This is a genomic window from Ruegeria sp. BJ6, from assembly GCF_056537885.1.
Genome location: NZ_JBQFSG010000001.1, coordinates 822,505 through 844,183 on the forward strand (window position 1 = coordinate 822,505; position 21,679 = coordinate 844,183).

The window sequence follows — 21,679 nt, forward strand, 5'->3', positions numbered from 1 at the left end:
CGTATTATTAGCCGTTGCCCAAAATTCCTTCTATCGGCCGCCTTCGTCGCATTTGCGACCTCAGCTTATTCCCAAGACGCAGACATCGTCTTTACCAATGCTAGCGTTCTGACAATGGACGACGCCAATCCTACCGCCGAGGCCGTTGCAGTCACTGGCAACCAAATCACATATGTGGGTGACGCCGCCGGGGCAGAGGCTTTTGTTGGAACGGATACAGAGGTTCTTGATCTGGGCGGGAACACGCTTTTGCCAGGGTTCGTGTCCGGTCACGATCACATAATCGCCTCGGGCTGGACAACGCGCGGGGTCAGCCTGTTCGGAATCGAAAGCCTGGACGAGGCACTTGCTGCGATTAAGGAATATGCGGAGGCCAATCCAGACGAAGACCTGATCCTTGGATACGGTTTCAATCAAGTTTCGTTTGGCGGGTGGCCGACAAAGGAAGATCTGGATTCCGTTGTGCCTGACCGCCCGATCTTTATCCTCGATTTCACAATTCATGATGTATGGATGAACTCGAAAGCCTTTGAGGTCGGCCAAGTGCCACCGGACGATCCTGATCAGGTGCCGGGCGTTATGTTTTGGCAACGGGATGCTGAAGGAAACCAGACAGGCATCGGGGTTGAGTTTCAGTGGGCTTCGGCTTTCCGAAACGCCGGAGCATGGGATGCTGCTTCGTCCATTCCGGACATCCAAAAACAGCTTTATGACCAAGCTGTAAAAACCGGTTTGACGTCAGTTCACGTCCCGCTCATCGCTATGCCGACGGTTACGGATCTTTCGCTGGGCAAAGAAGACGAGAAACTTGCACTGGCCCACCTTCACGAGCTTGAAAAAGCAGGTGAGCTGAATATCCGCACCTTCGTTGCAACTGGTTTTAAGGACCCAACCGCCAATGCGGACGACATCGTCCAGCACACCCTTGAGCTGCGGGAAAAATATGACAGCGACATGCTGCGTGTTTGGGGCATCAAAATTCACCCTGAAGGCAATTGGAGTTCTCAAACAGCGTGGATGATTGATCCTTACACCGACGGAACACGGGGTGCCGCGGCAATTGAGGGTCCGATGATCACGTCTGTTTACTTGCAAGCAAATCAAAACGGACTTCCGGTGGGGACACATGTGGACGGCTCGCAAACCGTACGTAACACCGTGAACGCGATCATGACAGCGCGCGGCGCCGGCTACGACGTTCCCAACAACGTGCTGCACCATTATTTCTGGGTTACCGACAAAGACCACGAAACGGTTATCGAAAACGAAATCATGGTGAACACGACACCCATTTTTCATGTCGATTGGGAAGCGCAGGATGTTAACGCCCTCGACTTGCTGGGCCGTGCGCGGGTTGAGGCAACCTTTGCACGCTATTCATCCCTGATGGCATTGGGGCATAACGTGTCTATCTCTTCGGACGTACCATCAGCCCCCATTGATCTGATCGGACCTCTGCTGAATGTAGAGATCGCGATGACGCTTCGTGATCCGTTTAATGACGAGTCCAAACAGTTCCCGCTTTCCCGCAAACCGGCATCGTTGCAGGAAGCCTTGAAAGCCGTGACCATCTACCCTGCTGCGCAACAAGCAATGGAAGACAAGATTGGCTCCATCGAAGTGGGTAAGTATGCTGACCTCGTGGTGCTTGATCAGGATATATTGGAGGCCGAAACCGCCAATATCTCGGGTATCAAGGTGCTGGGCACAGTGATGGATGGTCGGTTTACGCATCGGGAAGGTCTCTGACCTTGCTCCGCAACCTCTTAACCGGAACTGCAACTGCGCTTGCAGTGGCTGTTCCGGCGGCAGTTCACGCAGATGTCGCCTTTATCGCCATTCTGAACGTTCCTAAGGAAAATCAACAAAAATTTGACGAACTCGCAGGCCAAATGGTTGAAGCCGCATCTGAGAATTCCGGGTTGCTCATCTATGAATTCGCACGCTCTGGGGAGCGGGTATATGGTTACGAACGCTACGTCGACGCCGCAGCTCATGAACAGCATGAAAAGATAATTGCCCCTTTCCTAAATGACCTGGTGGCACTGGCAACTTTCGAGTCCATCGTGACGCTGTCGGAATTGTCGGAATCGCATCGCGATGCCTTTGAGGCCATAGGTGCTGAAATCGGGAAGCCGATTGCGAGCGTTGCTCAGGGAAGCGTTGGGAACTAGCTGACGCTAAAAATTGGTGAATGACCGCCATGAGGAACAATGGCAATTTGAGAGTCCTTTTTGAAAGTCAGTTTTTGGGGAGCAAGCCAGTCTATGCAAAGGTTGCTATCTTCGCGTTGCTACCATCGATTGTGCTTTGTACTGCAAAAGCAGCGAACGGCTGCTTGATGCCAAACTAAAACGGCGCTGATCTCGCAGGTTCATCTGTCGCGTTCAGGCAGTGATTTCCTTAGTACTTTGGTTTCTTTTGAGCCCGCGAATTGGTGTTTGCTTTTTCAGAACTCAATTGACAATTTTGGACGCTATTTTACAAAATCGGTCATGATGCAGCCAATAGAACGCAAGCTGGAAATCGTTGTTTTGGTGAGTCCGCATTTTAATGTTTCGGCTACGACTTCTTTCGTGGATCCATTCAGAATTGCAAATTATCTGACAGGTTCGGCTCGATTTTCCTGGACCTATGCCTCAGACAACGGTGGTCCAGTTGAGTCCAGCAGTGGCCTGGTTGTTGACACTGCCCCATTGGCGGACTTGACGGGACACATGCCTTGGCTGGTTCTTGTGAGTACAAGTTGGACACCTGAACGGCACGGGACACCTCAGTTCAAGGTAGCACTTCAGAAATGGGAGTCGGGTGGAGCAATCGTTGTTGGTTTGGACACTGGTGCGATTGTTCTTGCAGCTGCTGGACTACTGAAGGGCAAGACCGCCACTGTTCACTATGAGCATATTGATGCATTTGCAGAAATGGCACAGGACACCACCGTTTCAGAAGACATGATTGTTGCGGATGGTAGGATTTTCACGTGCTGTGGGGGATCAGCAGCAACCGATCTGGGTTTGGGATTTGTGCACTCTATCGCTGGTGAAAGTATCGCAAATGCATCTGCACGATATCTGTTTCATCACAATGTGCGCGGTGAAGGCCAGTCTCAGAACCCGAAAGACGTGGAACCGCTTGGGTATGTCACCTCTGGGATAGTGCGGGACGCGATCGACCTAATGGAGGCGCATTTGGAAACGACCCTGTCGATCCCGGAAGTATCAGCGCGTTTGAAGATTTCGCAACGACAACTGAGCCGATTGTTTCAGCAATATGTCCAAAAGTCGCCGATCGAGTATTACCGTGACATACGCCTTGATCGCGCGCGCGGATTGGTGACACAGACCGAGTTGAAGTTCAGCGAAATAGCAGAAGCATCAGGGTTCAACGGGCAGGTTCATTTCAGCCGGGCATATCGAAAACGTTTTGGCCTGACACCAAGTGCGGACCGCATTGAAGGCCGTACGCCGTTCGAATTTCGCGCTTGGCCGATGTTCAAGCCCGATATCAAGTCCGAAGGTGTCGCGTAGCCTTTTGCATCGCTGTCAGCATCTTGTCGCGTTTTGCTGATAGCTCTTCTGTACTTTGCCCTTGTGTTTGATCCTTAATGCCAGAGACCAGTTTATCGATTACATCCTCATCAAGACGTGGATTGCCCAGATCGTCCCACCAGCCATTAAATGTGTCTTTGAAATGGTCACAGAAGGCCTTCAGACCACCGTCGCCTGCACCCAGATGAAAAAGGGTCGTCGGACCCATCGCGGCCCAGCGCAGTCCCGGGCCAGCCCACATCGCTTTGTCGATGTCTTCAACACTGGCAACACCTTCGACCGCCATATGGACGGCCTCGCGCCACACCGCGGCTTGCAACCGGTTCGCGACATGCCCGGGCATGCCCTTCTTGATCCGGATCGTGACTTTACCAATGTTTTTGTAGAACGACTCCGTGCGATCCAAGACATCTGAACCGGTGAAGTCATTCGCAGTCAACTCGACCAGAGGGATGAGATGTGGCGGGTTAAACGGATGACCCAAGATCAGTTTGCTCGGATCGCGCCATCCCTGTTGCAAAGCTTCGAGCGTCAGGCCGGAAGTTGAGCTTGAAACTATTGCATCAACGTCCAAGTCTGACTCAATTTCAGCATAGATCGAGTGCTTAATCGGCAACCTCTCTGGTACATTCTCCTGTATGAACTGGGCGTCTCGCACGGCCTCAGCAGCGGTCGACACAAAAGTGATCGCATCGGCAGTAGCGTTATCTGTTTGGCCCAGTTCCTCTAACGCAGGCCACGCTTTTTCGACGTACCTACGGACCGATACCTCTGCGTTCGGATCGGGATCATAGACGGTCACACTACGGCCCGAGGCGAGAAATAGCGCGGCCCAACTGGCCCCGATGACACCAGCTCCAAGGATGGCGGTTCTTTCAATTTCTGACATTAAAATAGTCCTGGATTAAGGGGGGAAGCAGCCGTCATTCCCCCGTCCACGGTAAACAACTGTCCGGTCGCAAAAGACGAGTCGTCCGAGGCCAACCAAAGGGCCATCGCAGCAATGTCGGCTGGCTTGCCAAAGCGTTTGACCGCGTGGCGAGCCAGCGCATCTGATTTGGCCTTTTCCGGGTCTTGGGCGAGATCGAACCCTGCGTCCAACATGCCCGTTTCAATCCATCCCGGGCAGATCGCATTGCAACGCACCGCCGGTCCATGGTCCACCGCAATGGAACGTGTGAGCCCATGTACAAACGCTTTTGACGCATTGTAGAGCGCCATAGATGGATCTGCGACATTGCCCGAGATCGAACCGATATTGATGATCGAGCCACCTTGTGACATTTCCGGAATGAAGGCGCGGCAACAGTTAAAAACGCCTCGTGCGTTTACTCCCATCACCAAGTCCCAATCCGCGTCCGAGCTTTCGGTAACCGTTTTTTCAACCTGAACACCGGCGTTATTTACAAGGATATCTGTCCCTCCGACTGTTCTGACGATTTGTGCAACCGCTTCGGAATCGCGAACATCCAACGTGTACCAATTCACGTTTTCCGGCAGATCATCTGGTTGAGGACCACGCCCGCAGGTGGTGACAGCGGCCCCTTCGGTTACGAACGCCTCAACGATACCGCGCCCAATGCCCTGCTTGCCGCCTGTCACAAAGGCGCGTTTGCCAGCCAACCGCATCAGTGTGCCACCATGACGTGACGGATCGCAGTGTAGGCGTCCAGCGCATAGACCGACATATCGCTGCCTGTGCCCGAACCCTTCATAGCGGCCCATGGCATCTCAGGGGTCGCGACCCCATGCGTGTTTACCCACGTAAACCCATAGCGCAGCTTGGACGTCATTTTCATCGCGCGCCCGACATCACGTGTCCAGACCGACGAGGCCAACCCGTAGGGACTGTCGTTTGCGATCTTCAGCGCTTCTTCGGCGTCAGAAAACCGGGATATGGTAACGACAGGGCCAAAGACCTCATTGCAGGCAAGCTCGGCATTGTTGTCGACATTGGCGACAACAGTCGGCTGGTAGAAAAAACCGCGTTCTTCGCCGAACGCCCCACCGGCAACAATTTCGGAACTGCTACGCGCACGATCCACAAAACCCGCAACACGATCCCGCTGAGCCGCAGAGACAAGCGGGCCCATTTCTGTTCCTTCGGCTTTTGGTTCACCAACTTGGATCTGACCGACCTGATCAGCAATGGCGGCAACAAGCTTGTCGTAAACCTTGTCTGCAACCATCAAACGGCAAGGCTGTGCGCAGTCCTGACCAGCATTAAAGTAACTACCATATCGGATCGTCTCGGCCACAGAATCCAGATCAGCATCATCAAAGACTATGACCGGCGCCTTGCCGCCCAACTCCAGATGAACGTGTTTGATTTTCTGGGAAGCAGCCCGCATTGCAGCCATGCCTGTCGCCGGAGACCCCGTGACACTGATCCCTTCCATCTGTGGGCTGTTCATCAAGGTATTGCCCACGCTGGGGCCCCGGCCATGGATCACGTTCAGCACGCCTTTTGGCAGGACGTCTTGCATCAATTCGGCCAGTCGCAGAGTGGATAGCGGCGTGATCTCGGAAGGTTTCAACACGACAGAACATCCTGCCGCGATAGGTGCGGCAATCTTCCAGGACGCCATCATCAGCGGGTAGTTCCACGGGGCGATGGCCGCGACTGGACCTATTGGATCACGCCGGATCATCGAAGTATGACCCGCGACATATTCACCAGAAGCGGACCCTATCATGGTGCGCGCGGCACCCGCGAAGAAGCGAAAGACATCAATTGTTAGCGGCATTTCATCATCATGAGCTGATGGCCAGGGTTTTCCCACATCAAGGCTTTCAAGTGCTGCTAATTCTTGGCTGTTTGCCTCAATTACATCGGCTATCCGAAGCAAGATCGCAGAGCGTTCAGCAGGGGTCGTAACCGAAAAGGTTTCAAAAGCCTCTGCTGAGCTTCGCACTGCCGCCTCGATCTGTGCTTCGCTGGCTTCTTTTACCGTACCAATAACCTCTCCTGTTGCAGGGTTCAGGATATCCAAGGCTTCTCCGATACCTTCCACCATTTCGCCGTTGATCAGCATTTTCGTCTGCATAAGTGTCTCCTTAGAACCCAACCTGATCGCCGCCTTTTAGTGCAAGCCGCATGCGCGCTTCAGCCGGCGTCGCGACCGTAAGGCCAAGGCTTTCAACGATTGACCGGATGCGCGTGACTTGTTCGGCATTGGATTTTGCCAACTCTCCTTTGCCTATGAACAGGCTGTCTTCGAGGCCCACCCGCAGGTTGCCACCCCGCATGGCGCTTTGAGTCGCAAATGGCATTTGGTGACGACCAGCGGCAAGGACAGACCATTCGTAATTCTCTGCCCCGAACAGCTTGTCGGCCGTGTTGTGCATGTGGGTCAGATGATCAGCATCTGCGCCAACGCCGCCCAAGATGCCAAATACCATCTGAATGAAAAATGGCGGTTTGATCAGGCCTTGATCGACAAACCATTTGACGTTGTAGAGATGGCCAAGATCATAGCATTCGAACTCGAACCTGGTTCCATGATCGCCTCCAAGTTTTTCGATGGCGTAACGAATGGTTTTGAAGGTGTTGGGAAAGATGAAATCTTCTGTCATCTCCAAAAATGGCTTTTCCCAATCGTGCTGAAACTCACTGTATTTTTGCAGCATCGGAAAGATGCCAAAGTTCATGGACCCCATGTTGAGTGATGCCATTTCCGGGCTGGTCGAGGTCGCCGCCAGCAGCCGCTCATCCATTGACATCCCCAAACCGCCGCCCGTCGAGACATTCATCACCACATCAGTGGACTGCTTGATTACAGGTAGAAACTGCTTGAACAGCTCAGGTCGGGGATCGGGTTTTCCGGTTTCGGGATGCCGTGCGTGCAAGTGAATGATCGATGCGCCTGCTTGCGCTGCTTCAATACTGGCCGTCGCGATCTCGGCGGGCGTTATCGGCAGGTGCGGTGACATCGACGGTGTATGGATGCCCCCCGTTGGCGCGCAGGTGATGATGACGGACTTGGCCATCAGAGCTTCATCTGCTGCACTTGCGCAGACAGCCCTCCATCCAAAACCCACAACTGACCGGAGGCATACCGCGCTTCGTCCGAGGCAAGCCAGTTGACCAGATTTGCGATATCCTCGGGCGTCCCATAGGTGCGCATCGGATGAACATCGCGCACGGCCTTTTGCAGTGTCTCAATGTTGCCACCGCCACCGCCGGATCCATCGCCGTTGAAAAAGCTCTGCAACATCGGAGTGTCGATATAGCCCGGGCAGATGGCGTTCACGCGGATGCCTTCAGGACCGTGATCGCAAGCCATTGCACGCGTCAAAGCGTGAACTGCACCCTTGGTTGCGCAATAAGCGGCAAGCCCTGGATCGGCAATGAATCCGTCATAGGACCCGAAGTTGATAAGGCTTGCGCTGTTCCCCGTATTCGCCGCTTCGCGCATCAACGGAATGGCGTATTTTGAGGTCAGAAAAGTGCCCGTGGAATTGACCGCAAAGCTTTGGTTCCATTCCTCCAAAGTGGTTTCTTCTACCGTTTTTTCGATCTCGATCCCGGCAGCGTTGACAAGGATGTCCAGTTTGCCGTGTGCCGCGCGCACATGATCCATTGCGGTAATCGCGTCTGCCTCTCGTGTGACATCCAGCTTAACAAAATGACTGCCATCGTCATCGTGCTGATCTAACGATCCTTCCGGTGTGAGGTCAGCGGCAAATACAGTTGCACCTTCTTTCAGGAAGCGAGTGACAATCGCGCGACCGATACCTCCGCGCGCACCGGTCACAAGGGCAATTTTTCCGTTCAGCATCATCGGCTTCAGTCCTTCAAAGGCGGATAGCGATAGCGGCTTGCGGCCACAGTCCAATCCATATTGTTGCGTACATACTGCTGGCTTGCGTCAGACGGAGGGTTATAATCCCATGGCTCGCTGGCACCTGCTTCCATCGCGGCATGTAACGCGCGGCGGGATTTTTGCGTCGCGATAATCTTCTTTCGCAAATCACTGCCGTCCCAACGCTCGGCAACTTCCACTGAAAAACGATCTGCCGCGTCAGCGTAACCAGGGTCCACAGAAAGATTCTGCGTTTCCATCGGATCAGCACTCAGGTCATAGAGCTGCGGCGGGTCGCTATCGCAATGAATATACTTCAAGGGTCCGCGCCGGATCATGATCACTGGATAGCCCGTCATTTCGGCACAATATTCACTGATGGCCTCATCAATTGGATCGCCCTCGCCCCGGGCCAAAGGCATCAGGCTGCGACCATCGATTGGTTCTCCAAGCATCGTCTCATCACCGCCCCCAATGTCGATGAATGTTGGCAGCAGATCGACGAGCGACACCGCATTTTGCGCGGTCCCAACTGCAATGCCCGGCCCGGCCATGACCAGTGGAACTCGCGCGGAGTGTTCGAAGAAATTCATTTTGTACCACAGCCCACGTTCGCCCAGCATGTCGCCATGGTCGGCTGTGACAATCACTATGGTGTTGTCCAACTCGCCCGTCTCTTCGAGGGTTTGAACAAGCTCTCCGATTTTGCTGTCGAAGTAACTGACGTTCGCCAGATAAGCATGACGGGCGCGCCGTATTTCCGCCTCGCTGAGCGGCACGTAGGATGCTTCGATCCCATCCATCAAACGACGAGAAAACGGGTCCTGATCTTCTAGCGCGGGCACAAACGCAGGCATGTCAATGTCAACGTCCGCGTACAGGTTCCACCACTCTGGTCGCGCCACATAAGGATCATGTGGATGGATGAAGCTTGCCACCATCGCAAAAGGCGCGTCGTTGCCAAGTGCTTTGTCGCGGGCCGCATCGAACAGCCAGCGTTTGGCGGCAAAGCCAACCTCGTCGTCATAGTCGATCTGGAATGTAGCATGGGCCACACCACTTTCCTTGACCGTCTGCATGTTGTGATACCACTTGTCGATCCGCTCGTCCGGGGCTTCCCAATCCGGGGTCCACGCGAAATCTGCGGGATAGATATCTGTCGTTACCCTGTCTTCGAAACCATGCATTTGATCCGGGCCAACAAAATGCATCTTGCCTGAAAGGCACGTCCGGTAGCCTAGCGAATTGAGGTAATGCGCAAATGTTGGCACCGAAGCCCTGAACTCGGACGCGTTATCATAAGCTGCGATGCGGCTGATGTGCTGACCTGACATAAAAGCAAACCGTGAAGGCGCACAGAGAGGAGAGTTGCAGTAAGCCGCATCAAAGCGCATGCCACGCGCAGCCAGCATATCAAGGTGCGGCGTTTTTGCGACCTTGTGTCCGTAAGCCCCTGTGAAATGAGGGGCCAGTTGGTCCGCCATGATCACAAGGATATTTGGCCGCGTCACGCAGCACCTTTTGCGTAAGCATCAAGTACCAAACCATGGAAGTGATGCACGGCGTGCTCGGACTTGCCGGACCCATCCGGGTCATTGACGATCCTACCCTGGGTGAACGCAGGTGTGTTCATTCCGCGCTGCACACTTTCGACGAGGCTGATATCTTCAACCTGAAGTACTTCGTCCAGATAGCGAATTGCATCCAGTTCCATCGCGTCAGGTTCCGGCGTCTCGAGGAAGAAGTCATAAGTTTCTAGCGTTCTGTCCGGTCCAACAGGGATTATGTTCAACACGATCATGCTAGAGCGCCCGGGATATCGCATCAGGCAGGTGGTAGGATATAGCCACCAAACCGCGTGGGTTTTGACAGTGGCATTTGACACGTCATAGGCGGTATTTGGACTGGTGCCCGCGTCCGCCATATGGCTTGAGTAGATGCCGTAGGTTGTGACCTTGTAGGTATCCATATCCACGAGGTCACAAAAATCCTTATGTGCCGTTGGGCAGTGATAGCACTCCAGGAAGTTGTCCACGACGTTCTTCCAGTTCGATTTGATGTCATAGGTCAGACGGTGACCAAAAGTGAGCTGATCCACATCCGGCGCCCAATGCCGCACCTCGGTTTCCAGGTTTCCGGATTGCTCTGACAACGAGGCGGCAGTCGGGTCCAAATTGACAAAAACAAATCCGCAAAACTCTTCGACCTGCACTTCGTCGAGGCAAATCTCGTCCTTGTTGAAGTCTTCGAGGTTTTCGGTATGCGGCGCTCGCGCCAATTGCCCGTCAAGCTTATAGACCCAAGCATGATAGGGGCACATAATCCGTGTGGTATTGCCTTCACCCGTTAGCAGTTCGTGCGCACGGTGTTTGCAAACGTTGTAAAAGGCACGAAGCTTACCTTCTTTGTCACGCACAACCGCAATAGGTTGACCGGCAATATCCACCGTTACATAGGCCCCCGGCTCACGTGTTTTCTCGCCATGACACACCCATTGCCAAGTCTTGGAGAGAATGAAGCGAAGGTCAGCGTCAAACCACTTGCCCTTGGTGTATGCAGCAGCCTGCAACGAGCTCGAGCGCGATGGATCAACGTGATAACCAAAGGAAATTGTTTCTGAATCAGCCATATTGCCCCTCCCAAGTAAGGCTAATTCTATTTCGGGTGAGATTCTGAGCTATGCTTTTTCAGCCGGCGTTTTGATTATTTTCGCCAAGCCTTTGGTTTTCGGGCGCACCGTGGTGATCTAACAAACGCTGGATTTGGCTGACACGTGAATGCTAGTTCCTTGCCAGCACCCGATTTTCGGTCATTCGACACAGGTGCAACATTTTGAGGCTGGTGAATTCATTCATCGCGCAACGGAGCCGACCTTCGCTGAGTTTGTCTGAATAACGGGTTGGCATGTTGCCCCGAGAGTGACTTGCCTAGAACGGTAATACGCGGGCGAAGAAGACTCTAATCTCTGCGCCTCCAGTGATTGGTGTCACCAAGGACACGTATTGATCCGGTCTGGTAACAATGACTGCGCCCTTGTTTCGATTGATGCCCCGCATGTTGAAAATGTCACTTCCATCTTGGGTTGGACAAAAAACCTTTTCATAGTCAGTGAGGTTCAGTGACCCTTTTCGAGGCTTCAGCAGATTAGGCAGTTTCGAGATGTCCATATCCCGGTGAGAAACCTGAAAGACCGCACGGACATCGATCACCGCGTCGATATCAGCACCTTTTGGCGTCACTCGCTCCAGCAACGTCTCTAAGTCTGCACACATAGCAGCCACAGGTCCATTTGCCTCGCCTCCGTCTGATCTTGGCGCAAAAATGATGATCCGCCAGCGCCCATCAGCCTTCAAATTGTGCCCCAACTGCATTGGTTTCGCATCGGCAAGCCTGATGACAGGTCCAGAGTGGAACCGCTTGCCAACAGGATAACCTGTCGCCAGTTCCTGATGGCGTGTATCTCCCCTGATCAACGAAGTGTCATAACAGGTTTCAACACCCGCTGTGTAACGCCCATGCTTCTTGAAATATGCCTGAAATTGGGCGGCATCTTCTTTGGTCTTTGGCTTTTCACTAAACAGGCGCGCCATGTCGCGGTCAAAATCGATCAATTCCTGCGCCTTTGCGCGACGTTCCATGGAGTAAGTGTCCAGCAATTCAACGGGCGATTGGCCGCGAAGAACTGCGGCCAGTTTCCAACCCAAATTGAAGGCATCAGCCATTGAGACGTTCATGCCTTGTCCTGCTTTCGGGCTGTGCGTGTGACAGGCATCACCGGCAATGAATATTCGAGGTGATTTTGCTCCACGTTCCGTGTCGTCGACATCATCAAAGGTATCGCAAACACGCTGCCCAATCTCGTATGCCGACCACCAGGCGACTTGTGCGACATCAAAGTCAAAAGGGGATAGGATCTTTCGAGCCTTTTCGACCAACTCGTCTGTCGTGACACCTCGATCAGCGGCGCGCTCATCAGGGCCTAGTTCATCAAGTTCTATGTACAGGCGAACCAGATAGCCACCTTCGCGGGGAATAATCAGGATACTGCCCTGATCCGCAGATTGGATTGCACATTTTAATCTGATGTCGGGGAAACTGGTGTTGCAAAGAACATCCATCACGCCCCAAAGCTGTCGTGCCGATGTTCCTTCTAGGACAAGTCCCAATTCGGATCGCACTTTGCTGTGCGCGCCGTCGCAGCCAACGACATATTTGGCTCGAATGGTCTCGGTATCCTCAGGCCTGTTCACACAGGCAACTGTTGCTTCAATTGGAAAGTCGTGACCTTCCGTTCGAGTCAGGGAAATCAGTTCTCGGTTGTAGTCAGGAACGAGGCGGCGCGGTGATTTGGCCATATTCTCAAGGTAAAAATCATGAACTCTGGCTTGGCTCAGAATGATGTGTGGCATCTCAGAAAGATCATCTTCCACGTCTTGGATGCGCTCGACCCGGACAAGTGGCGTTCCGTCAGCTCCAGGTCGCCAAAAGCTCACTTCATTGACCTGATAGCCTTCCTTGATCACACGCTCTGCAAAACCAAATGCTTCGAACATTTCGACAGAGCGGCAGGCGATACCGTCCGCTTGGCCAAACTCCAGAGGGCCAGATTTACGCTCGATAATACGCACCGAGATGTCACCAAAAGCACTGAGCTGAGTCGCCAACGTCAATCCAGCGGGCCCACAACCAATAATCAGCACGTCGGTGGTTTCCCTCGCCGAGGCTGAACTGGCGGAGGCAATTGAAGGATCTCCAGCGCGGAAACCATTGAGATGATACTGCATTCGCAAACCTATTGCAGACATTGAAATAAAATTCTTGTGGGTGTCAGGCCTTTACTCATTCTCAGAACCACCCGGTTATTTCGTTAGCCGACCATCCCTCGATGCTTCAGGGTCCGTGCAGGTGACAATTGTCATGCCGCGCGGAGCTAGTCCCATCTTGGAGCATACCGCTTCTGAGGGTGTATTTCCCGCCTCTACACCGGTCATGAACTCCTGAAACCCAAATCTTTTTTCCATCTCCAAAATCGCGTGAGCACCGAGGACCAGAGCCAATTTACGTCCTCGCATTGAGGGGTTTGTTGCCAGCATTCCCCACCATGCCTGCCCGGACAATGTCGCGTGTTCTGGATGAGCAATGGCAGACGCCGCAGCAATCGAAAATACGTTGCCCGAACAATCGATGGCCATACAGCTCACGGTAGGTTGAAGCTCTCCTCTCAATGCTGCTCCGCATGTTGGCAGGACCCCACAATTCAAGGCCATATCCGCAGCCGCTTGCAGCAAGCCTACGGAGGTTTCCGGAGACACCCAAACGAGGGTGATATCATCGGGAAACGGGATGGCGCTGACGACATCCCTAGCTGCTGCCAAGGTTGTTTTGGATCCTTCCCACTTCTGGTAGACGAGCGGTGTAAGACCTCTTGAGCTCAGGCCCGACGAAAAACACTGGCTTTCGTTGGCCGGTACCGTGATGCAGCTTGAGTTTCCTTGTATTTTGGCAAGATTCGCCACTAAATCCACATCGCCATCAAGTGAACTGGCCACACCAACCGTGCGGCCATAGTAGCTAAAGCGGGCATCATTGCGGAGGATTTCCGACAACGCGCGCGCGCGTTTGAGAATGGATCGCTGATCGGCGCTTCCGAAGAATTCCTCTGGTCTCATTCCCCACCCTCCCGAGCCGATGCCGAGCTGGCCTGACCGTCTGAACAGGTCAAACCGAAGGCAGCTATCCCTGAAATTGAAGCGGCCAGTTCGAGATCGGCAAATTGCGAACAACCAATCACCCGCATTGGATGTCCGTTTTGGTCAGTATACCAAACATTCGCGCAAAGGGCAGAATGCGCCACGATGGGCTCAACTCGACCAGTCACCGCGATCTGGGAACGGTGGTTTCAGGGCCGGTGAATGTCCGGACCGGCAGAGCAGTCCGGTAGCTCAGCAGAGCGACAATACAGAAATGACCTGCTTCAAGCTGTGAACAGGTCTCGCGAAAGGTTTGACAGAATGCGGCAACCTTCGGCAGTGACAACCGCTACTTCTTCCAACCGGACACCAAACCGGCCTGGCAGATAAACGCCTGGCTCAACCGTAAAAACCATGCCTTCCTCCAAGACCAATTCACTGATGCCGGTCAGGTAAGGCGGTTCGTGCACCTCGGACCCAAGCCCGTGACCTGTGCGGTGTGTGAAGAACTCACCGTATCCTGCCGCCTCAATGACGTCGCGGGCTGCCTTGTCAATCATGCAGGCCTTGATACCCGGCCGAATGGCTGCCAGCGCCGCTGAGACCGCAGCGTCAACAGTGTCGTGAACGTCCTGGTATCCCTCCGGTGCGTGACCCAGGCAGGACATACGCGTTATGTCCGAGAAGTAGCCGTCTTTCTTGCCTCCGATATCGACAACGATCGCGTCACCCGGACGCACTGGCGTATCCACCGAATGGTGGTGAGGGAACGCTGAATGCGCGCCTGCCCCCACAATGCCAAAGGCAAAATGCGCACCGCCTGCTTCGAACCGCGCTTTTGCCACTTCGACCAATTCGCGTTCAGTAACGCCATCGCGCAGGGCCTCTCGGATGGCGATATGAGCCGCGTCGGCAATACGGGCGTTTTCCTGCAAAGCCGCCAGTTCACTATCATCCTTGATCATCCGCACGGCACCGATTGTGCCAGAGGCGAAGCTGCGCTTGGCATCTGGCAAGGCATCCAGCAACAAAAGCGCATGGTCAGCGCGCATGGCTTCATCAACCGCTACGCTTTTCGGTTGCGGATTGACAGCGCGTAGAGCGTCGGCAAACGCCGCATCAGGACCGTCGTCATCACCCCACTCCCAGAACGGCAGATCGCTGTGTTGCCGTGCATCCTGAGCATTCAATGCAGGCATCAGGAACCCTGCCTTGTCGGGTCCTATCAGCAAGAGGCATGGCCGTTCGTCGGGATGGGGCGCAAACCCCAAAAGCCAGTGCATATGCGCACCAGGTGACAATGCAACAAGATCAACCCCGGTTGCCGCCATACGCTCCCGCAACCGATCGAGCCTGGTCATGTCTTCTCCTCCAATCGCACTTCATCAAAGGCGGCATACAATTCTACCCGCGCATCGGCGACCAGTTGTTCCAGCAGTGTTACGCGCGCCCGCGTGAAATGCCCGACCTCATCTAGGATGTTCACGGTGCCGATAACCTGCCCTTCCTTGGTCACCGGAATGTTGACCGCAGCCTCACAACCCAGTTCGTTGATTAGCGCGTGGTCCGAGAAATAGGGCGCAAATTCAGCGGTCTGGTTGGCCACAAAGGTCTCCCCCCGTTCGAGAACCTGTTCTGTCCAGTCATTGCTGCCCATGGGCTTTGTACCAGTGACCGGGTATTCCAGAGGGTGCGAGGAATAGGCGCGTCGGGCGAGCCCCGCTTTTCGGTCCAGCACGGTCACCGTGAAAAGGCGCGCGCCGCACGCCGTGTCAGCCGCGCGATGCAGCGCCGCAAAAACTTCGTCAGGTGTCATGTAACGCTTTCAATAGTGTGTACCGGGAGCGGAGACCGCTCCCGGTTTGATACATCAGTTCTTTTCGACAAGGCGGTAGTAGACATAGTCCGCGTTGGCCCCGTTCACGAAGCCCTCGACATTGTCCGCCATCGCAACTTGCTTGACTGCCTGGAACATGATCACGAACGGCGCTTCCTCCTGCATGGATTTCTGCAGTTCGACATACATCTGATTGCGCTTATCTGCGTCCTGTTCGGCCAAAGCCGCCTTGGTCTTCTCATTGATCTCGGCAGGAGGCATCCATGCGTTACGCCAAGTTGTTGTCGATGCGTATTTATCGTCGGAGTTGTCAGCGTTGTAGGCAAACGCCTTGGCGTTCGAATGCGGGTCCATGAAGTCCGGGCCCCAGTACAACAGCATCCCCTGATGGGTGCGTGCGCGGTACTTTGTAATCACCTGTGCACCCGTGCCCGGCAAGATCTCAAAGTTTATGCCGGCTTGTGCAAAGGTCTGCTGCAAGCTGGCTGCCATATCGGTGAACGGCGGCGCGTTGATCACGTCAAGTTCGATGGTAATCGGCAGTTCGACGCCAGCTTCCTCAAGGATCGCCTTGGCCTTGTCCGGGTCATAATTGAATGGTGTATCGGTCAAAGCGCCGGGGAAACCCTCGGGCCAAAACGCCTGATGCACTTCCATCTGACCTTTGAGGAAACTGTCGGCCATGCCGTTGTAATCCACCAGATAGCGCGAGGCTTCCCACAGTGCGGGGTTGGTCAGAGGTTCATGTTTCTGGTTGAAGCTGAACCAGTGCACTGCGGTCTGCGGATAGGTTTCGATCTTGATGTCGGCATTGCCTGCAAGGCCGGCAACCTGATCGGGCGTCAAGTTCTTGGCCATATCCACATCACCGGATTCAAGTAGCAGCCGCTGGGTTGCCGCTTCGGGTGCGTGGCGGATCATCACACGCTCGGTCGCGGGCGCGCCGTTCCAGTAGTTCGGATTTGCCTGAAGCATCAAAACTTCACCCGGTGCATACCGGGAGAGTGTATAGGCGCCTGTTCCGGCGCTGTTCTGGTTCATCCAGGCGTGGCCCATATCGCCATCAACCTCGTTCGCCATCGCGGTTTTAAAGTCCACGATTGCAGCCGGGCGGGCGGCGAGAACGTTCAGCACGAAAGACGGCGCAAAATCACCATCCCAACGAACCGTGACCTTGTTGCCGTCAACCGTGACCATCTCTTCGATGTTGTCGGCGGACCAACCGAGGTTTTCCAGAATAAAGGCCGGAGCCTTTTGCAGAACTAGAACGCGTTTCCAGCTTCCAACTACGTCTTCACCGCGCAGCGGGTTGCCCGATGTGAAATTAACGCCGTCGCGCAACTGGAACGTCACGGTCTTGGCGGCTGCATCGATCTCCCAACTTTCCGCCAGACCCGCCGCCAGAACGGTGGTGTCCTCGGCGTCGTATTGCACCAGTTGGTCATAGGTGTTTGTGACATATTCGCCCGAAGTAAACTCATAGGCCGATGCAGGATCGATGGTCACGATATCATCTATGTTTTGCGCGATCACCAGTGCATTGGCAGGTGTTTCGGCCAATACAGGTGTGGCCGAAAGCGCGACAAGGCTCACCGCCAACGTTTTGGCAATGTCTGGAACGTACTTCATTGGTCTCTCCTGTTGATGTTGTGATTATTTTGTGCGCCCGGCTTGGGGCCAAGCAATCTGGGCGAGGTGCCGGTCCATAAAAGTTTGGCCGGGCCATCGCCTACATTTTCAAAGGCGTGGGGGGTATCACCCATAAAGTGCAGGCTGTCGCCTTGGTGCAGTACGAAATGTGTTTCGCCCAGCGTTTGGCGCACGGTCCCTTCCAGCACCATGATAAGCTCTTCACCGACATGAGCGGTGACCTCTGACGAGTATCCTGCGGGGATATGGATAATCAGCGACGACAATGTCCCGCCCGGCAAAACCGTCGAAATATGTTCGTAAGACAGAGACGAATCCGCGAGCGCGAATTGGGGACGTTCACCTTGGCGTGTCACGCTGTCAGCGGGTTTTGGCGTGGAAATGAAGACGTCCACGTCCACACCTAGCGTTGCCGCCAGATTGGCAAGCGTTCCAAGGCTGGGCGTCGCCTTGTCCCTCTCAACCTGACTGAGAAAGCCAACCGAAATGCCCGCCTGATCTGCAAGGGTCTGCAGCGTCATGTTCGCCTTGCGGCGCAAGTCCCTGATGCGACCACCAAAAGCAGGCGGACGCGCAGGGTCGATATTGGACATGGGTTCAGACATAGTCGCTCCTGCAAGAAATTTTGATATTAGTAAAAAAATTTTGCTCAGTCAAAAAACTTTGATATTGTGGGTGAAACGGAGCCGAACTTGACCCGATCTATCCCAGCCCTCCAGTTCCTAATGACACTGGTCGTGACATTTCTCGGCTTGCTCGCGATCACGTTTGTAATCGGGCGGGTCGTTCCGATTGATCCGGTGGTGGCGATTGTCGGTGACAGGGCCAGCGCAGAAACATACGAGGCGACGCGGCAGGAATTGGGCTTGGATGACCCCCTTGTTGTTCAATTCGCGCGCTACGTGAACCAAGTTCTTCATGGAGAGCTTGGCATGTCAGTTTCTACTGGCCGTCCGGTGGCCGAGGATTTGGCACGCGTGTTCCCGGCCACACTGGAAATGGCCACGATCGGCATCATCATCGGTGTGCTTCTTGGCGTTCCAATGGGCGTTTTCGCAGCGTCACGGCAGGGAAAGCTGGCGGATCGCGTTATCCGCGTGATCGGATTGGCGGGCTATGCCATCCCGGCCTTCTGGCTGGGGCTAGTTGGTTTGGTGGTCTTCTACGCCAACCTGCGTTGGGTTGGTGGTCCGGGCCGGATCGATTTCTTTCTCGATGGCACAGTGCCACCACGCACCGGGCTTTTGCTGATAGACAGCATCATCGACGGAAACCGGGAAGCACTGCTAAGCGCCATCCATCATATCATTCTGCCTGCAACGATCCTTGGCTTCTTTGCCCTTGCCTATATCGCGCGCATGACGCGCAGCTTCATGCTCGAACAGTTAAGCCAGGAATATATCATCACCGCTCGCGTCAAAGGTACACCCGAGCGGTTGATCCTGTGGCGACATGCGTTCCGACCCATTCGCGTGCAATTGATTACCGTAATCGGGTTGAGCTATGCCGGGCTACTGGAAGGCTCGGTGATGATTGAAACCGTGTTCAGTTGGCCGGGCATTGGCAGCTATCTAACTACGGCCCTTCTGAATGCCGACATGAACGCGGTTCTTGGCGCGACACTAGTGATCGGCGCGGTCTTTGTAGGGATCAACAAAACATCTGACGCACTTTACCGACTGCTCGACCCGAGGGCGCGATCATGACAACACGCGACTGGTTGCTTTCCGACGATCCCGAAACACTGATGCAAGCCCGTTTGGGGCAGTTCTACAGATTGGCCCGCGCATTGGCCCGCAACTCGCTGGCAATGGTCGGGCTCGCCATCATTCTTATGCTGTTGATCGTGGCGGCACTTGCACCATGGTTAGCCCCCTATTCACCCATCGAAGGTGATCTGGCGAACCGCCTGCAGCCGCCGTCCGCAACCCACTGGATGGGCACCGATGAACTGGGCCGGGATATCCTGTCCCGTATCATTTTCGGCGCACGGATCACTCTGATGATCGTCCTGCTGGTGGCGGTGATTTCCGCTCCGCTTGGATTGCTGATCGGCACTGTTGCCGCCTATTTCGGGGGCTGGATCGATCGCATCCTAATGGGGTTGACGGATATCTTCCTGTCCCTGCCCCGACTGATCCTCGCCCTGGCCTTTGTCGCGGCGCTGGGTCCCGGTATCGAGAATGCGGTCATTGCCATCGCTATCACCGCCTGGCCTGTCTACGCACGGATCGCTCGGGCCGAGGTGCTGACTTTCCGAAACGCCGAATTCCTTGATGCGGTGCGCATGCAGGGCGCATCCCCGGCACGTATCATCGCGCTTCACGTCGTGCCATTGTGCATGTCATCGACCATCGTCCGTGTAACACTCGACATGGCGGGGATCATCCTGACTGCCGCCGGTTTGGGCTTCCTCGGCCTGGGCGCGCAGCCCCCATTGCCGGAATGGGGAGCGATGATTTCACGTGGGCGCTCGTTCATCCTCGATCAATGGTGGGTCGCCACTATGCCCGGCTTTGCCATCGTGATCGTATCGCTGGGATTTTGCCTGTTTGGTGACGGATTGCGTGACGTGCTGGACCCGAAACAAAGGTCGCGCGGATGAGCCTGCTTTCGGTTGAAAATCTACGCGTCACCTTCCCGTCGGACCACGGCCCGGTCGAGGTTGTGCGCGGCCTGTCCTTTGACCTCGGCCGAGAGCGATTGGGCATCGTTGGGGAAAGCGGATCGGGCAAGAGCATGACCGGACGGGCCATCATGGGGCTGATACCCTCCCCCGGTTGTGTGACTGCGGACCGTCTCGAATTCGATGGCACCGATCTGCGCGGCCTGCCCGAAGCTGCCATGCGCCGGATGCGCGGAGCGCGTATGTCGATGGTGCTACAGGACCCAAAATTCAGCCTGAACCCGGTTATTCGCATCGGTGAACAGATTGAAGAAGCCATGGCAGTACATGGTGTCGCCCGTCCCAAGGAACGCCGCCAGCGCATGATGGACGCCTTGCAAGCCGTGCGCATTGAAGACCCTGAACGTGTAGCCAAGCTTTACCCGCACGAGGTGTCTGGCGGCATGGGGCAGCGTGTGATGATCGCCATGATGGTTGTCATGGAACCGGCACTGATGATCGCCGACGAACCCACAAGCGCTTTGGATGTCTCTGTGCGCGGTCAGGTTTTGGATATTTTGGACGACCTTGTTCGACGTCGGGGCATGGGGCTGATGCTTATTTCACATGACCTGAATATGGTGTCACGCTGGTGTGACCGGATATTGGTAATGTTTAAGGGTGAAATTGTCGAAGAACTGGGTACTGGCAAACTCAATGAGGCACGTCACCCCTATACGCGCGGACTGGTGGCCAGCCTGCCCAAGATCGATGAACATCGCGCGCGCCTGCCGGTTCTGGATCGAGGCGCGTTATGATCCAGGTTCAGAACCTTTCAGTAAAGTTCAGTGAAACCACCGTCTTGCATGATGTTACGTTTGAGGTCGCAGCGGGCGAGAGCTTTGCACTTGTCGGGGAGTCCGGGTCAGGCAAATCGACCATCCTCAAGGCGCTTTCGGGTCAGGTCAAACCGTTTCGGGGCACATTGCAGATCGGCACCAACCGCCAAGGGAAAACAAGCCGCCTTGCGCTGGCACGGCAAGTTCAGATGGTGTTTCAGGACCCTTATGGCAGCCTGCACCCCCGTCGAACAGTGGACGACACACTCAGTGAACCGCTCGCGATTCACCGATTGCCAGATCGGGATCGGCGGGTTCTGGACATGCTGGATGCCGTTGGTTTGCCTCGGCGCTTTCGCTTTCGCCTTCCCCATCAGCTGTCTGGCGGACAACGCCAGCGGGTGGCCATCGCCCGCGCGCTGATGCTTGACCCTCCCATTTTGCTTCTAGACGAACCCACAAGCGCTTTGGATGTCAGCGTACAGGCAGAGATTCTGAATTTGCTTAAATCCTTGCGCGAAGAAAAACACCTGACTTTCCTTCTTGTCACTCATGATTTGCCGGTTGTCAGTTTCCTGTGTGACAGGCTGGCGATTTTGCGAGCAGGACGCATCGCGGAACTCGCCGACGTTGCCACGTTGCGTTCCGGCAAATTCACGTCTGACTACGGCAAAGAACTGTTTCAACGATCAGTCGAATAGTCAT

At 54.8% G+C, this 21,679-nt stretch carries 20 protein-coding genes; 7 read left to right on the top strand and 13 right to left on the bottom strand.

What is annotated here, in order from left to right; genetic code table 11:
* Nucleotides 1-114: 114 nt before the first annotated feature.
* The 3 genes from ACR0D6_RS04000 to ACR0D6_RS04010 all read left to right on the top strand — a co-directional run bounded on the left by ACR0D6_RS04000 (nucleotide 115) and on the right by ACR0D6_RS04010 (nucleotide 3,527).
* Nucleotides 115-1,749 carry an amidohydrolase gene (locus ACR0D6_RS04000; protein WP_480764539.1) on the top strand — a complete coding sequence of 545 codons (1,635 nt, stop codon included), beginning with the start codon at nucleotides 115-117 and terminating at the stop codon, nucleotides 1,747-1,749.
* A 2-nt stretch (nucleotides 1,750-1,751) separates the two neighbouring features.
* Nucleotides 1,752-2,174: a putative quinol monooxygenase gene (locus tag ACR0D6_RS04005; protein WP_480764540.1), complete on the top strand. Its 423-nt coding sequence runs from the start codon at nucleotides 1,752-1,754 to the stop codon at nucleotides 2,172-2,174.
* 324 nt (nucleotides 2,175-2,498) lie between these two features.
* Complete coding sequence (locus tag ACR0D6_RS04010; RefSeq protein ID WP_480764735.1) at nucleotides 2,499-3,527, top strand: GlxA family transcriptional regulator; 1,029 nt, start codon at nucleotides 2,499-2,501, stop codon at nucleotides 3,525-3,527.
* Here the strand turns inward: ACR0D6_RS04010 and ACR0D6_RS04015 are convergent.
* The 13 genes from ACR0D6_RS04015 to ACR0D6_RS04075 form a co-directional block, all read right to left on the bottom strand.
* Nucleotides 3,505-4,437 (bottom strand): 3-hydroxyacyl-CoA dehydrogenase NAD-binding domain-containing protein, encoded by a 933-nt coding sequence (locus tag ACR0D6_RS04015; protein WP_480764541.1) that lies wholly within the window; start codon nucleotides 4,435-4,437, stop codon nucleotides 3,505-3,507. The genes ACR0D6_RS04010 and ACR0D6_RS04015 overlap by 23 nt on opposite strands.
* Nucleotides 4,437-5,177, bottom strand: a complete 741-nt coding sequence (locus ACR0D6_RS04020; RefSeq protein ID WP_480764542.1) for an SDR family NAD(P)-dependent oxidoreductase — start codon at nucleotides 5,175-5,177, stop codon at nucleotides 4,437-4,439. The genes ACR0D6_RS04015 and ACR0D6_RS04020 overlap by 1 nt, the downstream gene beginning before the upstream one ends.
* Nucleotides 5,177-6,595 (bottom strand): gamma-aminobutyraldehyde dehydrogenase, encoded by a 1,419-nt coding sequence (locus ACR0D6_RS04025; RefSeq protein ID WP_480764543.1) that lies wholly within the window; start codon nucleotides 6,593-6,595, stop codon nucleotides 5,177-5,179. Before ACR0D6_RS04025 ends, ACR0D6_RS04020 begins: the two co-directional genes overlap by 1 nt.
* 10 nt (nucleotides 6,596-6,605) lie before the next feature.
* Nucleotides 6,606-7,538 (bottom strand): 3,5-dioxohexanoate:acetyl-CoA acetone transferase, encoded by a 933-nt coding sequence (gene kce / locus ACR0D6_RS04030; RefSeq protein ID WP_480764544.1) that lies wholly within the window; start codon nucleotides 7,536-7,538, stop codon nucleotides 6,606-6,608.
* A complete protein-coding gene (locus ACR0D6_RS04035; protein ID WP_480764545.1) occupies nucleotides 7,538-8,329 on the bottom strand; it encodes an SDR family NAD(P)-dependent oxidoreductase in 792 nt (263 codons plus the stop codon). Before ACR0D6_RS04035 ends, kce begins: the two co-directional genes overlap by 1 nt.
* Nucleotides 8,330-8,337: 8 nt before the next feature.
* On the bottom strand, nucleotides 8,338-9,864 hold the full coding sequence (gene betC, locus ACR0D6_RS04040; RefSeq protein WP_480764546.1) for a choline-sulfatase: 1,527 nt from the start codon (nucleotides 9,862-9,864) through the stop codon (nucleotides 8,338-8,340).
* Nucleotides 9,861-10,982 (bottom strand): aromatic ring-hydroxylating oxygenase subunit alpha, encoded by a 1,122-nt coding sequence (locus ACR0D6_RS04045; RefSeq protein ID WP_480764547.1) that lies wholly within the window; start codon nucleotides 10,980-10,982, stop codon nucleotides 9,861-9,863. Before ACR0D6_RS04045 ends, betC begins: the two co-directional genes overlap by 4 nt.
* 298 nt (nucleotides 10,983-11,280) lie before the next feature.
* Entirely contained in the window at nucleotides 11,281-13,137 is a 1,857-nt protein-coding gene (locus ACR0D6_RS04050) for an FAD-dependent monooxygenase (protein ID WP_480764548.1), read from the bottom strand.
* 75 nt (nucleotides 13,138-13,212) lie between these two features.
* Nucleotides 13,213-14,022: a hypothetical protein gene (locus tag ACR0D6_RS04055; RefSeq protein WP_480764549.1), complete on the bottom strand. Its 810-nt coding sequence runs from the start codon at nucleotides 14,020-14,022 to the stop codon at nucleotides 13,213-13,215.
* A gap of 305 nt (nucleotides 14,023-14,327) precedes the next feature.
* The gene (locus ACR0D6_RS04060) at nucleotides 14,328-15,404 is read right to left on the bottom strand and encodes a M24 family metallopeptidase (RefSeq protein ID WP_480764550.1); all 1,077 of its coding nucleotides are present in this window, start codon (nucleotides 15,402-15,404) and stop codon (nucleotides 14,328-14,330) included.
* The gene (locus ACR0D6_RS04065; RefSeq protein ID WP_480764551.1) at nucleotides 15,401-15,859 is read right to left on the bottom strand and encodes a GAF domain-containing protein; all 459 of its coding nucleotides are present in this window, start codon (nucleotides 15,857-15,859) and stop codon (nucleotides 15,401-15,403) included. The genes ACR0D6_RS04060 and ACR0D6_RS04065 overlap by 4 nt, the downstream gene beginning before the upstream one ends.
* 54 nt (nucleotides 15,860-15,913) lie before the next feature.
* On the bottom strand, nucleotides 15,914-17,509 hold the full coding sequence (locus ACR0D6_RS04070) for an ABC transporter substrate-binding protein (RefSeq protein WP_480764552.1): 1,596 nt from the start codon (nucleotides 17,507-17,509) through the stop codon (nucleotides 15,914-15,916).
* On the bottom strand, nucleotides 17,506-18,135 hold the full coding sequence (locus tag ACR0D6_RS04075; protein ID WP_480764553.1) for a helix-turn-helix domain-containing protein: 630 nt from the start codon (nucleotides 18,133-18,135) through the stop codon (nucleotides 17,506-17,508). Before ACR0D6_RS04075 ends, ACR0D6_RS04070 begins: the two co-directional genes overlap by 4 nt.
* Nucleotides 18,136-18,255: 120 nt before the next feature.
* On the opposite strand from ACR0D6_RS04075, the gene ACR0D6_RS04080 reads away from it, so the two are divergent.
* Genes ACR0D6_RS04080 through ACR0D6_RS04095 form a run of 4 tightly spaced genes read left to right on the top strand, consistent with a single transcriptional unit; the run spans nucleotide 18,256 to nucleotide 21,675 of the window.
* Nucleotides 18,256-19,236, top strand: a complete 981-nt coding sequence (locus tag ACR0D6_RS04080; protein ID WP_480449585.1) for an ABC transporter permease — start codon at nucleotides 18,256-18,258, stop codon at nucleotides 19,234-19,236.
* Nucleotides 19,233-20,135, top strand: coding sequence for an ABC transporter permease (locus ACR0D6_RS04085; protein ID WP_170651048.1), 903 nt, complete (start codon nucleotides 19,233-19,235; stop codon nucleotides 20,133-20,135). Before ACR0D6_RS04080 ends, ACR0D6_RS04085 begins: the two co-directional genes overlap by 4 nt.
* Complete coding sequence (locus ACR0D6_RS04090) at nucleotides 20,132-20,953, top strand: ABC transporter ATP-binding protein (protein ID WP_480764554.1); 822 nt, start codon at nucleotides 20,132-20,134, stop codon at nucleotides 20,951-20,953. Before ACR0D6_RS04085 ends, ACR0D6_RS04090 begins: the two co-directional genes overlap by 4 nt.
* Nucleotides 20,950-21,675: an ABC transporter ATP-binding protein gene (locus tag ACR0D6_RS04095; protein WP_480764555.1), complete on the top strand. Its 726-nt coding sequence runs from the start codon at nucleotides 20,950-20,952 to the stop codon at nucleotides 21,673-21,675. Before ACR0D6_RS04090 ends, ACR0D6_RS04095 begins: the two co-directional genes overlap by 4 nt.
* Nucleotides 21,676-21,679: the final 4 nt, after the last annotated feature.